Source organism: Vreelandella indica (assembly GCF_037070225.1).
In the GTDB taxonomy this organism is placed as follows: domain Bacteria; phylum Pseudomonadota; class Gammaproteobacteria; order Pseudomonadales; family Halomonadaceae; genus Vreelandella; species Vreelandella arctica.
The window spans coordinates 1-16132 of record NZ_JBANSO010000032.1 but is presented as its reverse complement, the minus strand read 5'-3'; the positions used below and the strand labels follow the sequence as shown (position 1 = coordinate 16132).

The following is a 16132-nucleotide window of genomic DNA, read 5'->3' as shown; positions in this document are numbered from 1 at the left end:
TCAGGTTCGAGATCATAGCCTACCTCGCCACCAGCCCCGTCCTCTTAAGCAAAGCGAGCCCAATAGGGCTCGCTTTTTTAACCGATGCGCCGAAGCCAATTCCAGAATCAGGCCTGGCCGACGGTCTCGATATAGTCCACGCAGCGATCCACGGGTTCGACATCGCCGAACTTGGCGTCGATATCGAACAGGTTCCAGGCCACCGCCCCCGGCACACGGTCACCGATACACTCCTTGACCGCGATAGGACGGAAACCATCAGCGATGCCGTCACAGATCGTCTGGCGAACACAGGCACAGGCCGTCACTCCGGTCACCAGGATCGTGTCGATACCGTTGGCCCGCAGGATGCCAGCAAGCTCGGTACCATGGAAGGCCGAGGCACGCTTCTTCAGCAGCGTATATTCACCCTCGACCGGGGCAATTCGGGAATCGATGGCCCACAGTTCTTTGTCGGCAAGATCGACGACATCGATCGGGATCTTGTTGTGCCACAGCCCCATGTCGGTAAAGGGCGCATTGCGATCGGTGATCTCGTAAGCCGTAGTCACATGAATAACCGGCAGGTTCGCGGCGCGGAACGCCTTGAGGAGCTTCTGCATGCCGGGAATGATCTCGTTGTCCATCTTCTCCTGGTCGCAGGTGAAGGGGTTGCCTGGGCGGGTCCAGGCATTGGCGAGGTCGACGCTGATCAGCGCTGGCTTCTTGCCGAAACCGACACGGCGCTGGAAACCACGCTCCTGGTAAAGCTTGGTGGATTCTTCAAAGGCTTGCTCGAGCATTACCGTCAGATCTTGAGACATTTGTCTTACTCCATTTTATTGAGATTAGTGATCTTCTTTAATTGATGAACAATCAGATGTCATCAGACAACTTCAAGATTAATCACTTCATCTAATGCCGTCCAATTACATTTTCAAGAACATTGATACCAAAATAAGCAACAATACACCGAGACAAAAGTTTCGAAAACCTGTTCTCGAAAGCCTATAGATCCTCTCGCGAAACCGTCTTGTCCAGTTGAGCGGAGCGCAGGCGCATGAAGCTTTGATTTTCGCGGTCATAGACCCAGTTATAATCGACACTGGTAGCCAGATAGTCATCGGAGGGAACACCGCCACATTCCTCCTGTGGAAAGTGCTTCATCACATACAGCTTCATGATCGCGAAGTAGATCAGGGCACCGAGAACGAAGCCCAGCAGGAAGGCCCACTGCCCCGAGGAGAAAGCGACAGAACCGGCCACCAGCCAGGCAATGATGCCCGCAGGGTTGAAGCCCTTGATGTAGTGAAACTGGCCGCCTTTGCGATAGAGATGGGGCACATTGAGGCGCCGCTTACGGATGAAATAGTAATCGGACACCATGATTCCGCCGATGGCCGACAGATAGGCACCATAGGAGAAGAGAAATGCGAAGAGGTTGTCGAGTATCGCCCAGGGCATGAACAGGGTCCCGACGACGGCCGCAATGGCGACGGCGGCGGGATAGGACACCTTGGGAGCCCCCACATTAACGAAGGCGAGCGCCGCCGGGATCAGGTTGGCCGCATTGTTGGTTGACCACTGGGCCAGGATGACGAGCACCAGGAGCACAATGAGGCTCAGGCCTTCGCCCTGCCCCTGGATGACGGTGACGGGGTTCCACTCGCCCGCCGCAATGAAGGAAACCGCACCGATCAGGGCAATCCAGGCCTGGGTCGCCGGTAGCGCCAGCAGCTGTGCCAGCAGCACATTCCGGTTGCGCGAGAAGAAGCGACGTTCACCGGGCGGGGCCTTGACGAAGCGAGTGATATTGGGGATATCTATGGCCAGCGTCGACCAGAAGGCCACATTGGCGAGAAACAGTGTCAGGATGGTGACGTTCTGCTCGCCGACGAACCGCCAGATATTGATCCCCTGGGTCTGGGCCAGCACATCAAGGGTGAAGTACATCCATATCGAGATGGCCAGAATGGCAGGTGCGGCGATGGCGGCCAGCCTCTCCACCGCCTTGATCCCCATGGCGGTGTTGGCTACCTGAACCAGAGCGAATACCCCATACCACAGGGCCCAGTTGGAGAAACCGGTGAGGTACTCCACGATACCGTTGAGCGCGAGAGCTCCCAGATAGGTCTGGATGCCGAACCAAATAGCGGCCACAACACCACGAAAGACCGACGGAAGATGCGTGCCATACACGCCGAAAGGGGCCCTGAGATAGACCGAAAACGACAGCCCATGTTCAGTGCCAATATCGGCGGTCAGCAGCATCAACAGGGCCAGCACCACGTTGGCAAAAAAGATGACTGATACAACTTGCCAGAGCGACAAGCCTGTAATGCCATTCGCTCCCAGCTGGAAGGTCGCGATCATCACCGCGATGCCGATCCAGATCCAGACGAAGCCCAACGCCGAGATGGGTTTCTGGGAATTGACGACAGGAAGGATGGACTCTTCCAGCAGATGATTCTTTTCCGTCGCGATAGACGAGCCGCTATCGGCGACATCCAATCCTGTATTAGGCATGGCTGCACCTTTGAGGAGTTATTGACGTTTTGTGACGCCCTGGGATCAAAACAGGGCAAGGATGGTGGAGTGGAGAATGGGGGGCTTCAGCCCCTGCCTCTCGGCGCTGCTAAGCGCCCATCTCGCTGCGCCTAGCAGCGGTAGCCAGCCGGTTCAGCTCAAGGCTTTCATCAAGGACGACACCATAAGCTTCGTAGGCGTGCTCGACGGTGCAGAAGTCATCAAGTACGTCTTCCCTGACCTGCTCGGGAGAGCGCTCGAGGGGGTTACCATACCCCCCGCCACAGGGTGCATAGAAGGCCATTACATCATTGACCTTGGTCGTATACCCAGAGAACTTGGACGGCATGCTGGTCACTTCGTCTCGAGCGGCGTAGTTGTAGATATCGCACTTGCCAACGGCGCCATCCGAGCCCCCGAAGGCTCCCCAAGGCACGTGATAGTGACGTTCGCTCTCATGGGTGATAAATCCCGGTGTCAGGACGCGCTGGGCTTTGACAACACCGATCCCCCCGCGATGTTTGCCGGCGCCGGGCATAACATCGTCGCGGAGTTCGTAGCGGTCGCAGATCATCGGCAGGTGCATGCCGAGATCCTCGATCGGGTTGTTGCGGGTGTTCGCCATGAGGTTGTCGATAGAGTCGGGGCCATCGGAGGCGGGACGCCCGCCATAGGCTCCCTCGTTGACCTCCAGGAAGACCCAGTAGTCGCCGTCGGCTTTCATGCCCGCATAGGAGGCGAAGGAGATGGCGGCAGAGCTGCCGGCGATGGTTTGTTCGGGCATGACGGGAGCGAGCGCCTTGATGATCAGGTCGATCATCATGTTGCACTGCGTGAACCGCGCCTCCGCCGCAGCCGGAAAGATGGGATTGAAGATCGAGCCCTTGGGCGCCACGACGTTGATTGGGCGGAAAGAACCCTCGTTCGAGGGAATCGGTACGTCCAGCTTGCTGGAATCCAGCAGCAGCTTCCGGAACGCGGCGAACGCCGCCACCTTGCAGGAGCCCTCGAAGGGCACGTTGTAGGCGGTAGGCGTCTGGTCGGCGGAGCCGGTGAGGTCGACGGTGACGGAGTCGCCCTCCACCTTGACCGTCACCACGACCGGAAGTCGCACGTCGCGATTACGCCCATCATCATCCAAAAAGCCTTTCGCCTGATACTCCCCGTCCGGGATCTCGGCGATCCGCTTTCTCAGCATCGTCTCGGAGTAGTCGATCAGCTGGTCGATCGCGGTGAAGGTGCGGTCCTTGCCATACTTGTCGAGCAACTGCTTGAAGCGCTTGCCCCCCAGTTGTGCCGAAGCCACCTGCGCCTCGATATCACGCATCAACTGCTGAGAGGCACGGCTGTTGGCCGTGATCATCTTCTCCAGCCCGGCGTTCTTCTTGCCCTTCTCGTAGAGTTTCAGGCCGGCGAACAGCATCCCCTCGGCATAGACATCGCCGACATCAATGATCAGCCCTGGGGTGGCGGCCCCGATGTCAATATGGTGCGCAGTGTTGGCGGAGAACCCGATCAACTCTCCCTCGTAGAACACGGGAATGATGATGGCCAGATCGGGGGTGTGGCTGGAACCGTAGTAAGGGTGGTTATGTACCACGACGTCCCCTTCGTACCACTCGCCATCCTGCAGCGTCTTCTCGACGCCTCTCAGGTAGGCGGGAATCGAGCCAATGTGCATCGGGGTCGACTCGGACTCGCAGATGGTCTGGTAATTCCGGTCGAACAGACCGGCGCCCAGGTCCTGCGACTCGCGAATGATAGAGGAAAAGGACATTCGGTAGAGCACATGGCCCATTTCCTCGGCAATGGTGTCGAGTGCACCACTGATGACTTGCATTGTGATCGGATCAACTTTCTTGTTCTCCATCTTGCCCACCTGTATGAGTAATTAGCTGGTTTTCGTGATCATGAGGTTGCCGTGGTTCGAGACAATAGCCTTCCAACCGGGCGGCACAAGGGAGGTCGAGTCATGTTGCATGACCAGGGCCGGACCGGGTATCTCATGGCCGCACAGCAACTTGCTGCGGTCATAGCGAGGCGTGCTGTGAAGGGAGCCGTCATCGAACACGGTTTCCCTGACATACATGAAGGCCTCGTCCAGCCCACGTCCCTCCGCCAACGCGAGCGGTTTCCACGCCAGCTTCGTCGATTTCGACTCGCCGACTACGCGCAGCGTGACCAGCTCAACGTCGGCATCGTCATAGCTGTAGCCATAGTCGGTCTTGTGCTGTCGATGGAAGTTCTCCACCACTTGATGAACGCTCTCCCTGGTGAGGTCACCATCCGGAATTTCCGCTCGCAGCTCGAAGCCCTGACCGTGATAGCGACACTCGGCGAAGCGGGTCAACGTGACATCGGCCGCTGCCACACCATCCTTGGCCAGCTTCTGCATGGCCTCTTCATCCAGGTCGTGCATCAGTTGCTGCACGGTCTCGAAGTTCTGGTTGCTGATCGAGGTCAGCTCGCAGAGATGCGAGCGGGTGACTTCGTACTGCAGGTTGGTGGTCAGCAGCCCGGCGGCCGAGGTGATACCTGGAGCGGGTGGTGCGATCACACCCTTGGCATTGACCTCCTCGGCCAGGGCCGGGCCATGCACCGGGCCGGCGCCACCGAATGGCATCAGCATGAACTCACGCGGATCAACGCCCCTGGCCACGGAGTTGGAGCGGATCGCCAGCGCCATGTTGTTATTGACGATTTTGATGATGCCCAGGGCGGCGTCCTTGACGCTCAGGCCCAGCTTGTTGGCGATCTTGTTCTTGATAGCATCATGGGAGAGTTGCGCATCGACCTTCAGGTCGCCACCCAACATCTGGTCGGCATCCAGACGCCCGAGCAGGATGTTGGCATCGGTGACGGTCGGTTCCTCGCCGCCCCGGTTATAGCAGGCCGGCCCCGGCATCGAACCCGCCGAGCGCGGCCCGACCTGGAAACCGCCTGCCTCATCGACATAGGCGATGGAACCGCCCCCGGCCCCGATGGTGATCAGGTCGATCATCGGCACCATCACGGGATGACCGCCCACGTAGGAGTCACGCGGGTTCATGATCTTGATATCGCCTTCCGTCAGCGTCGAAATATCGGCCGATGTACCGCCGATATCGACGGTGATGATGTTGCGCTCACCATCCAGGCCGGCGAAGAAGTGGCCCCCGATCACGCCACCGGCCGGACCGGACATCAGGATGTTGACCGGCTTTTCACAGCAGCTATCAACTGTGGCCAGGCCACCATTGGACTGCATAATTCTCAAGTCGGAATCGATGCCGTTCTTTTTGAGCTGAGTCTCGAGGTTGATGAGGTAGAGGGAGGTCTTCGGTCCTACATAGGCGTTCATGGCCGTAGTGGAAAAGCGCTCGTACTCGCGCATGGCATCGACGACCTCACATGAACAGCAGACGTAAGCATCGGGCATCTCTTCCTGGATGATCTCCTTAGCCCGGATCTCATGGGACTTATTGAGGAAGGAGAAAAGAAAACCAACGATGACAGACTGGATGCCGGCCTTCTTAAAGGTCTGGGCGGCCTGCCTCACCTCGTCCTCGGCGAGAGCCACCTCCACCTCGCCAGTTGGCGGCAGCACGCGTTCGGTGATGGAAATACGATAACGGCGCTTGACAAGTGGCCTTGTCTGCCAGGGCACATCGAAGTGGAGGGAAAAGTTGTGGGGCCGCTTGTGACGCCCGATATGCAGGATGTCACGGAACCCCCGGGTGGTCAGCATGCCGATCTCTGCACCATTGTGCTCGATCGAGATGTTGGTCGCGACCGTCGTGCCATGCACAATAGTACCGACCTCGCCTCGTTCGATCCCGGCCTTGTCACAGACCTCCAATATCCCTTGCAATACGCCAATCGACTGATCCTGTGTCGTGCTCGGTACCTTGTGTCGGTAGGTGCCAGCACCGACCGAATCGGTAGAGAACGTCTCCAGGATAATATCCGTGTTGGTACCACCAACATCTACGCCAATACGAGCCATTAAAGCTACCTCACTGTTTTATTCTTTAAGTATTAGAATCACCAGAATCGGAAATCTCTTATCTTCACTATCCTGGTCTATTGCCTTCATTGCTCTTGTTGGGTCTCGCTAATTTTTAGTCCACAGAGACCCTCCCAACCCCCAGCGACCTTAGACCAAAGAATAACAATAAATAACTGGACTCTTTTCAGACTAGGACTTAAGAGTTATGAGGTCTAATGCCATTTTCACTCACATTGATACCCTGAAAATCATGAATATTCGTTTTGACCTCCGACAGATGAGAGCCTTCCTCGCCGTCGCCCAGACCCTGCATTTCAAGCAAGCCGCTGAAATATTGTGCATTACCCAACCCGCCTTGAGTCGTATGATCAAGGCACTGGAAGAGAACGTCGGCGCTGAGCTTTTTTCGCGAACCACCCGGCAGGTCGAGCTGACCATGGCCGGCCGGCTCTTCCAGGAGGAGTGTCAGACAGCCATCTTGCATCTCGAGCGCGCCGGACATCTGGCCCGGCAGGCGGGTAGTGGTGACATCGGGCATCTTTGCATTGCCTATAACGACTTCTCCATCAACGGTGTCCTGCCCAGCATTCTCGAGCTGTTCAAGGAGCAATACCCCGACATATCCGTTGACCTGGCGTACATGCCATCGCATCTGCAGCACCGTGCGCTCCTGGACCACGAGATCGATGTCGGCTTCCTCATCGGCCCACTGCAGGCCGACGGGATCGAGACGTTCCGTGCAGCCATGGAACGGATTGTCGTCATTCTGCCGCGTCGCCATCCTCTGGCGACGCGGCAACGGTTGAGCATCGAGGAGCTGGCCCAGGAGAAGTTCATCCTCGGCACCGAAAGCGGCTGGAGCGAGTTCCGTCTCACCGTCTTCAACCTCTGCATGCGCGCCGGCTTCACGCCCCACGTCGTTCAGGAAGCGAGTACCAGTAACGGCATCTTTGGCCTCGTCGCTGCTAACATGGGTATCTCGCTCTACTCCGACTGCGTCACGCGCTTTCAGCGGGAGGATATCGCCATCGTTCCCCTGGATGATGACTCGATCACGGTCGAGACCATAGCAGCCTGGAGTCGGGCCTATGTCACGCCCAGCTTTCGGCTCTTCAAGCAGGTGCTTCAACGCCAGCTGGCCTCAGCTCGGCCGCCCGAAGACTGAGCGCCGCGTCGAGCCAGCCACTCTGCACTTAACTATCTGGGAAGACGCCATTCTCGATGGTCAGGGCATGCGCTCAGTCTCGTGGCGCAGGCCTGCGCTGATGATTTTCATTAGCTACCCCTTATTGATAACTCGGGGAGTCGATCGTGTGGTGATGAAAGAGCATCTGTTCCATCAGCAGCGCGTTCTGCAAATTCAGACGCACATGAGGATCCTGCAGCGAGTGCCCCGTCAGCTGTTCGATGCGCTTGAGGCGTTGACGCAGCGTATTGCGATGGATACCGAGCGTGTCGGAGGCCTGGCACTGATTGCCGAGGCTCTCCAGAAAGACCGTGGCCGTCGCCTTGAACTCGCGTGATTTACGGTCATGGGCAAAACAGAGCGCGCCCAGCTGCTCCTCGCAGAAGCGCGCCACCATGCCGCGCTGGGGAATCGCCGCCAGGAGTCGCGCGATGCCGAGCCGTTCGTAGAAAAACAGTGGGGTATTGTGCTGCTGCATCGCGAACCGCAGGGCTTGAGTGGCCTGCTCGGCCGCGATCGCCAGCTCGCTGAGATCTGCTCGACGTTCACTGACCCCGGCGTACAGCGGCGTGTCCGGCTGACAGGCCTGCAGGGCCTTCACTGCCTGCTCCAGGGTCTCCGCCAGCATCACGGCCTCATTCGGCGACGCTGGCCAGATGGCGATCAGGCACCGATCGTATTGCACAACTGGCCAGTCGATGCCTCGCCGCTTGAGCAATGCGTCCAGCTGCTGCTCCAGCAGCGTCAGGTCTGCCGCCGGCGGGGTATTGCCCTCTCCATGCCAATCGGCTGGCCGCAAGGCCACCAGCACGAAGGCCCCTGTAGCTTCGAGCCCCAGTTCAGCAGCGCGCAGCCTAACCAGCTCCGGCGTGTTCGCCCCTCCATTGATTAATCGCGTCAGGAAAAGCCGGGTCGACTGCCCGGTGAGGTTGTCCTGGACGATGGCGTTGCTGAGGGTTTCCATCACCATGACCAGCGGCAGGGTGTAGGGTTGCTCGAACAACGGACAACTCAGCTCATTGGCCAGCTTGATCACGCTTGCGGGAATCTCCTGCATGCCCTCCGCGCCCGTCAGGATGACCATGCCCGCCGCACGCTGCTCGGCCCCTTCGCGGACCAGCTGCTGCAGACTGGCTTCGCTGCGTGGCCGGCTGACGCCCGTCACGAACACCAGTTCGCCGCCCCGCACCCAGGGCGCCAGGGTGTCGCCCTCGACAAGATAGGGCCAGCGAATTACACCCTGGCTGCCCTGCCACCCGGCCCGCAGGCATATGCTGTCGAGGCCTGGCAGGCGGGGAATGTCGGCACAGAGGATGGCCATCAGCTTTTCGCCACACCCAGCGAGGTGGCGCCTGAGGGCAGGTAGCTGAGCATCGCGTAGCCAACGACGGCGGCCAGCACGCCCACGACCGGGGGCAGCACGGGCGATGCATATGCCGCGGCGGAGCCGATGACGTAAGCTCCTAGGCCATGCCAGTTGAAGGCCGGCAGCCGGGCTTCCGCCAGTAACGGGTACTGGCCACGGTGCTTGAGCCAGAAGTCCGCCATGATGACCCCGCCGATCGGCGGTATGAAGGTACCCAGCAGCACCAGGAAGGGGGTCAGGAAGTTGTACATGCCGCCGATGGCCAGCACGGTACCGACGATGGCGCCGCTGGCCGTGACGATACGACGCTTGTCGGTGCGCAGCAGGTTGCAGCCGGCGACGGCGAAGTTGTAGATGGTGTTGTCCTGGGTGGTCCAGATGTTCAAGAACAGCATCAGCACCGCCAGCACGACGAACCCTTGCGCCAGCATCACGCCCACGATATCGGCCTGTTGGTAGACCAGCGTGCCGAGGGCACCTGTGAGCACCATCAGTCCGTTGCCCACGAAGAAGGCGGCCAGCGTGGCGATCACTGCGATCTTCGGCGTGCGCGCGAAGCGGCTCCAGTTGGTGGCCTGGGTGCCGCCGCTGACGAAGGTGCCGAACACGATGGTGATAGCAGCCGTCACGTTCATGGTGGTCGTGGGCGTCTGACTGGTCAGTCCAGCGAACCCACCCACGTCGACCAGCCCCGTGTAGAGGCTAATCAGGATGAATACCAGCATGGCCGGCACGGCGAACCGGGACAGCAGATCCAGACCGCGATAGCCGACCATGGCGGTGAGACAGAAGGCCAGGCCGAAGAACACCATCAGGGGGGTCGCGTAAGCCTCCGGGATACCGGTCGTCTTGACGAGCACCAGTGCGATGGTGGCGGTCCCCCACGCATACCAGCCAATCTGGGTGAAGCCTAGGATGATGTCGGAGAGTTTGCTGCCCACCTCACCGAAGCAGAGGCGCCCCATCAGCACCGAGTTCAGGCCGCTCTTGCAGGCGATATAGGCCAGAATGGCGGCGTAAGCCCCCAGCAGCAGATTGCCGACGAGAATAATCCCCATCAGTTCGCCGATGGCGAAGGCCTCACCCAATGTGCCCCCCGCCCACATGGTGGAGGTGAAGAAGGTGAACCCCAGCAGGACGAGTGAGGTGGAGACCAGGCCCCGGCGATCGCTCCGCGGCACTTCACTCAAAGGATAGTCGGAAGACCCCATGCTTAACTCCTTGATTTTTGGTATCGAGCATTCTCTACATGGGTAACTGCAATCCCCATGCCATCCTGGGCTGATCAAACAAAGTCAAAGACCGGGTGTGAAAAATGTGGATGGCATGACGGCTATTACTGTGCATACTGCATAGCCCTTTGCTTAAAAGCCCAGCGACCGCCTACGGCTTTTCCATGGCATGCGCCAAACATGACAATGACGCACTATTGCGGTGCACCTACCTTTAACAGCAATGGAGGCAGGAACGCCGAGGAGACGGCATTGCCAGGCATGGTGCCTATTTCGGCACCCACACGGCATTCTCCTTACATGATAGGCGCCAGTTTGTATAATCAGCGCTTACATCAGACACCGACATGGCAGAGTGATGACAAATATACCAACCGACCTGCTGAGGACCTTTGTCACAATCAAGGACTTGGGTGGCTTCACCAGTGCGGGAGAACTGTTGGGCCGATCGCAGCCCGCCATCAGTTTACAAATCAAGAAATTAGAGGAACTTCTTGAAACAAAGATATTTCTTAGAGGGTCAAGCTTGGAAATGACCGAGGACGGGGAATACTTGTACGAAGCCGCTCGGCAAATACTAGAGGTCAATGACCGGATCATTGCCAAGGTGAGGGGAGACAATATCTCGGGAAAGGTCAGGCTCGGCATCCCCAACGACTTTGAATTGGCATTTTTACCTAAAGCACTAAGAAAACTGTCAAGGGTTTACCCCAATATCAATGTCGAAGTCGACTGCGAGATCAGCAAGGTAATATTACAGCGTTATCAGAAAGGACATTACGATATTGCCTTGGCCATGGAGCGTGCCGAACATAGCGAGGATAGAGACGCGCGTGATTACCGGCTGGAGAGCCTGGAATGGGTTTACAAGGATAGTCTACTCATTGGAAACTATGACGACCCGATACCTCTGATTGCCTACCCTCAGGGTTGCGTCTACCGCTCTCTCATCGAAGAAGCCCTGAAAGGTCAGAATCACTCTTACCGCTTCATGTACACGAGCACCAGCTTGCTGGGTATTTTCTCAGCCGTTGAAGAGGGCCTAGGGGTCACGGCCATGGCCAGCTCCGTAATCCCAGACCACCTGAAGCATGCGGTCAGCACCGACAGTCTTCCGGGCCTTGAGAAAGTGTGCATCGGGCTGTACTACAAGGAGCGTGAGCTGAACGTGGCCTCGCGGCACGTACTTGACTTCCTGCGCTCAGGCATTGCCAACTTGTAGAAGCCGCAAGAAGCTATCATTCGTGCAGGACATGAACCCACCATATGTTCCAAAGCTCTAGCCTGGCAGCGAGTACACAACTGCCAGGCTAGACATCACTTAACATCTATATGGCTATGCCACTGAACAGCAAAAGATCAGTGCAGCATTATCTGCAAACGCTACCGTGAAGCACTTGGCTTCAGCGAGTCATCGGTCATGGCCTGAACTTCTCCTTCACTATCGATTTGTAGTTCCAGGTTCGGATCCGGGTCATTTACTGCTTTTTCCAGCTCTTTAACCGAGTTATCTCTGTTCAGTAGGCGTCTTATCGTATTGATGATCATCAACAGGATCACAATCGAGAAGGGGAAGGCGCCAATAATAGTGCCGGTTTGTACTGTATCAACGACGCCACTGCCTCCCAACGTCAACAGCACCGTCGCAACGCTACCTATACTGATGACCAACACCACCCGGAACCAGGCCCCCGCCCTTTTCGGTGCAGACACGAAATCTGCAAGCGCATAGGTACCGGCATCCAGCGATGTCACATAGTAGGTCGCCACCAGCACGGTAGCCACCACCAGTAGAAGGCTGCCGACGATCGGTATCGACTCCAGCATTGCAAACAGCCCACTGGCGACATTCTCGTTCACTGCCGCTGAAATCCCACGCCCACTTAGGTCATCGTAGTAGATGGCGGCCGACCCAAGCACGCCAATCCACAGCATGACGATCAGCGAGGGAACGATGGTGACTCCAATCACGAATTCACGCAGCGTTCGTCCCCGCGAGATCCGGGCGATAAACCCGGCGACAAAGGGTGAGAAAGCAATCACCCAACACCAGATAAACACAGTCCACCAACCATTCCAGCTATTCTGCCACGAGGACAAGGGTTCGGCGGTGCTCGGTGCGTCAGTCCAGAAACTCATGGCAATGAAATTTGTGAAGAAGGAGCCAAAGGTTTGGGTAATATTGGAGATAATGAACAGCGTGGGTCCGAAAATAAAAGCGGCAACCACAAGAAAAATACTCAGGATTGAGTTTGTTTCACTTATCAGCCGCATTCCTTTACTGATGCCAAAGAAGGCCGATATTGCCGCAGCAGTCCCTAGACCAACAATGACAAATAGCCACAGGGTGGGGCTGGAAGCCATCCCGGTGAAGGAGGTAAGACCTGAGGAGAATTGCATAGCCGCAAAGGCAAAGGAAGTGGATAAGCCCAGTATTGTTGCCATGATTGCCAACAACTCGACTACCACGCCGGCTCCGCCTTGGGCCCATTTTGGCAGTATATCTACTGTCGCCTCACGAAACGTCAGGGTTTTGCCCAGATTGTGATGCGAATAGGCGAGACACACTGCCACGACGCAATACATGGCCCAGGCAGTGAACCCCCAGTGAAAGTAAGCCCAGACCATACCACCCCCTGCGACATTACCCTCCAACGCATGAATGACTGGGCTCGCGTCGCGAAGCATGATCGGCTGGGCAACTGACCAAAAAATCAGTCCAATACCCTGTCCGCAGGCAAAAAGCATCGAGTACCAGGCAAAGTTACTGTATTCAGGCGTCGCTTTGGGGCCACCTAACCGCACGCGACTCCCCACCTTACTAAAAGCAAGCCAAGCACATACGGCCACCGCAAAAAGCGAATACAGAATAAACAACCAAGTATATCCACCTGTCACATACGTTCGCATATCAAAAATGACGGAGGCTACCCCATCGGGGCTTCTAAGCACCATGACAATAAGTGCGAGAATCGCTATAGGGGGCGTGAACTGAATAACCAGTCTTCCAATAGGTGGTAAATCACGCCCGGTGAAACGCGGAATTACAACAGGTTCAAGAGACTCTTTGCGCCTCTCTGGGTTGTCTCTATTGGACATTTCACTCTACCTCACTGTTATTGTAATAATATGTTATCTGTCCCAGCCAAGGGCCGAATAATTGCCAAGACTTGCGCAACAACCCTTCAATTTAAATGCTGCAATATGCCCGAGACGCACTCTTCAAGAATAAGCGCGCCTTTCTCTTCGGTGGCTTTAAGCGGTGATGAAAGAGTACCGGAAGACGCAACCCAGGAAGGGTCGGGTGGAAAGACATCATAAGGAGGAAAAACGGCCGGCTCGACATCAACTGCTTTGGACATATCCACCAGTTCAGGATGAATCTTTAGCATAATCGAAGTCTCAAGAACCCCGCCATGCTCAACTGCCCAACCAGAAAAGCCCTCCGGAAAAACTTTCGCTACCGTCTCTTCGCTAATGAAATCCCAATACGATAACAAGTAGATTTTTATGCTTATATTTTCCGCCTTGCATTTATTGACTAACTTGTCAGCAGCCTCGTAAAGATGCGTTGAGTTTTCGAAGTGTCCGTTTATTAAAATAAACTCACGATTGCCGTGATTGACATAGGCTTGCAGAACATCGAAGACATAATTCTCAAGGGAGCTACCGGAGACACAGGTTGTTCCCGGGAAGAAGTTACCTCCACCTGACTTTACTTGTGATTTATACCCATAACTAATCGCAGGCGCCACCAGCATATTGTCGCCTTTTCCCGACACTTTTTCAGCAATATAACTGGGAATCAAAACATCTGGGTTGAGCGACATATGAGGGCCGTGCTGCTCTATTGCACCCACCGGCAGGATAATCTTGCACTTACCCTTCTCGGTGTACTTCTTGTACGAAACCCAGTCCATGTTCTCGATTTTCACGTTTTTCATATCGACTCTCCAAGCACTGAATGGTTTATCCAGCTTCAACGGTTTTTAGCCTTGATGGTTGATAAAAGGCTTGAATACAACCATTTTGAAAAATTCAAAGAAACCGCAACCGCCTTCCTGACAGAAAAGGGGGCTTAGCCCCCTTTACCTGCTTACTTAATGATGTTGTGCTCCGGCCCATACGGGAAGCCGGTGATATTCTCGGCCCCATGCTCGTTGACCACGAGGATATCGTGTTCGCGGTATCCGCCTGCTCCCGGACGACCTTCGGGTACCGTAATCATCGGCTCCATCGAAACGACCATGTTCGGCTCGAGTACCGTCTCGATATCCTCGCGCAGCTCAAGGCCAGCCTCGCGGCCATAGTAGTGGCTGAGGGTGCCGAAGGAGTGTCCGTAGCCGAAAGTACGGTACTGGAGCAGGTCATGCTTGGCGAAAATATCATTAAGCTCATGAGCGATATCGCAGCAACGCACCCCGGGCTTGATCAGCTCTTGGCCCCGGCGGTGAACCTCGCAATTTGCTTGCCAGAGACGCAGGTGCTCATCGGAGGCATGCCCCAAGAACAGGGTCCGCTCCAGAGCCGTGTAGTAGCCCGAGATCATCGGGAAGGTGTTCAGACTGAGGATGTCGCCGGGCTGCACGCGGCGGCTGGTCACCGGGTTATGGGCACCGTCGGTATTGATGCCCGACTGGAACCACACCCAGGTATCCATCAGCTCGCTGTTCGGGTAGGTCTTGGCGATCTCGCGCACCATCGCGGCCTGACCGGCCAACGCCACCTCGTATTCAGGCACCCCCGCCGCAATGGCATCGCGCACGGCCACACCGCCTACGTCGGCGATACGGGCACCCTGGCGAATCAGCGCAATCTCCTCGGCAGACTTGATCATGCGCATTTTCATGGTGGGCACACCGATATCGACCACTTCCACCTCACCCAGGACGGTCAGCAGCTTCTGCTGGTTCTGCAATGTCAGGTGGTCGAACTCGACGCCAACGCGACGACTGCCTTTGCAGAGCTGCTTGACGGCCTTGAAGAAATTATCTTTCTGCCAGTCGGTATAGACGACATTGTCGCCCAGACGATTGCGGCGGAAAGGCTGCCCGCCGTCGATGTTGGCGGACACAGTAGTAAAACGATCCTGGGTGATGACCAGGCCATAGTCACGGCCGAACTTGCAGTAAACGAAATCGCTGAAATAATTGATGTTGTGGTAGGACGTGAACACCACCACATCGATATCCTGCTGCGCCATATAGTCGCGCAGACGTGCCAGTCGGCCCTTCATTTCGCTGTCCGAGAAGGTCGGCATGACCTTTTCGCCATTGGGGATTTCAATCAGTGACGGAAGTTGCATTTTATTGTTTCCTCGCTTCATTCAAGGGAATCGCTGTACCAGCCTGGACGGTGTCTGCTTTATCCGCTCCGGAGCACCGTTCTCATCGGTTTCGATGAATCGCACTCTTTTCTGCTAGTAAGAATGAATATGGCCAGCGTCGTTTTCCAGTACCAATGACTAGTGCAAATACAGCCATTAGCAGAAAAAATGAAGTTTCAATTCAATTGTTTGTGAAATATTAATGAAAAATTTTATAGCCTCGAAACCCGTCTGTGGAAATTCCACACAAAATAACGAGTACTCAGGAAATAAATCGTTAAAAATGGTGGAATTACCGACCATCACTGTTAGGACATCATTATCGCGCTGGAGGTTATTAGAAATAACGAACAGGAATGTAAGATACCCCACCCTATTTCAATGTTAGACATACCTACATTGAAAAAGGGTTCTTCGTCACTTCACGTGGATTTGGCCTGATCGAATAGGCGGCCCACCGGGCTCCCAATCAGGTAGATCATGGCGATAAAGTTGGCCTCGTTCCGGTAGCCACGTGCCCGTGACCGAG

General features: G+C 56.2%; 11 protein-coding genes. 2 read left to right on the top strand and 9 right to left on the bottom strand.

Translation table 11 applies throughout. The features are described from left to right. Positions 1 to 107: 107 nt before the first annotated feature. From V8L71_RS17915 to V8L71_RS17900, 4 genes are all read right to left on the bottom strand, one after another. Positions 108 to 803 (bottom strand): isochorismatase family protein, encoded by a 696-nt coding sequence (locus tag V8L71_RS17915; RefSeq protein ID WP_336274985.1) that lies wholly within the window; start codon positions 801 to 803, stop codon positions 108 to 110. 184 nt (positions 804 to 987) lie between these two features. Further along, complete coding sequence (locus V8L71_RS17910; protein ID WP_336274984.1) at positions 988 to 2505, bottom strand: NCS1 family transporter; 1518 nt, start codon at positions 2503 to 2505, stop codon at positions 988 to 990. A gap of 109 nt (positions 2506 to 2614) precedes the next feature. Further along, entirely contained in the window at positions 2615 to 4375 is a 1761-nt protein-coding gene (locus tag V8L71_RS17905) for a hydantoinase B/oxoprolinase family protein (protein WP_336274983.1), read from the bottom strand. Positions 4376 to 4396: 21 nt separating this feature from the next. Then, a complete protein-coding gene (locus V8L71_RS17900) occupies positions 4397 to 6490 on the bottom strand; it encodes a hydantoinase/oxoprolinase family protein (RefSeq protein ID WP_336274982.1) in 2094 nt (697 codons plus the stop codon). 208 nt (positions 6491 to 6698) lie between these two features. Between V8L71_RS17900 and V8L71_RS17895 the strand changes: the two genes are divergently transcribed. Next, a complete protein-coding gene (locus tag V8L71_RS17895; protein WP_336274981.1) occupies positions 6699 to 7658 on the top strand; it encodes a LysR family transcriptional regulator in 960 nt (319 codons plus the stop codon). Positions 7659 to 7779: 121 nt separating this feature from the next. Here the strand turns inward: V8L71_RS17895 and V8L71_RS17890 are convergent, their stop codons facing one another. Beyond that, a complete protein-coding gene (locus V8L71_RS17890; RefSeq protein WP_336274980.1) occupies positions 7780 to 9000 on the bottom strand; it encodes a PucR family transcriptional regulator in 1221 nt (406 codons plus the stop codon). Continuing rightward, positions 9000 to 10256 (bottom strand): cytosine permease, encoded by a 1257-nt coding sequence (gene codB, locus V8L71_RS17885; RefSeq protein WP_336274979.1) that lies wholly within the window; start codon positions 10254 to 10256, stop codon positions 9000 to 9002. The genes V8L71_RS17890 and codB overlap by 1 nt, the downstream gene beginning before the upstream one ends. A gap of 379 nt (positions 10257 to 10635) precedes the next feature. Between codB and V8L71_RS17880 the strand changes: the two genes are divergently transcribed. Continuing rightward, positions 10636 to 11499, top strand: coding sequence for a LysR family transcriptional regulator (locus tag V8L71_RS17880; protein WP_336274978.1), 864 nt, complete (start codon positions 10636 to 10638; stop codon positions 11497 to 11499). Positions 11500 to 11660: 161 nt separating this feature from the next. Here the strand turns inward: V8L71_RS17880 and V8L71_RS17875 are convergent, their stop codons facing one another. The 3 genes from V8L71_RS17875 to V8L71_RS17865 all read right to left on the bottom strand — a co-directional run bounded on the left by V8L71_RS17875 (position 11661) and on the right by V8L71_RS17865 (position 15582). After that, positions 11661 to 13376 carry a BCCT family transporter gene (locus V8L71_RS17875; RefSeq protein ID WP_336274977.1) on the bottom strand — a complete coding sequence of 572 codons (1716 nt, stop codon included), beginning with the start codon at positions 13374 to 13376 and terminating at the stop codon, positions 11661 to 11663. Positions 13377 to 13462: 86 nt separating this feature from the next. Continuing rightward, a complete protein-coding gene (locus V8L71_RS17870; protein ID WP_336274976.1) occupies positions 13463 to 14221 on the bottom strand; it encodes a creatininase in 759 nt (252 codons plus the stop codon). 152 nt (positions 14222 to 14373) lie between these two features. Beyond that, complete coding sequence (locus V8L71_RS17865; protein ID WP_336274975.1) at positions 14374 to 15582, bottom strand: M24 family metallopeptidase; 1209 nt, start codon at positions 15580 to 15582, stop codon at positions 14374 to 14376. Between the last annotated feature and the right edge of the window lie 550 nt (positions 15583 to 16132).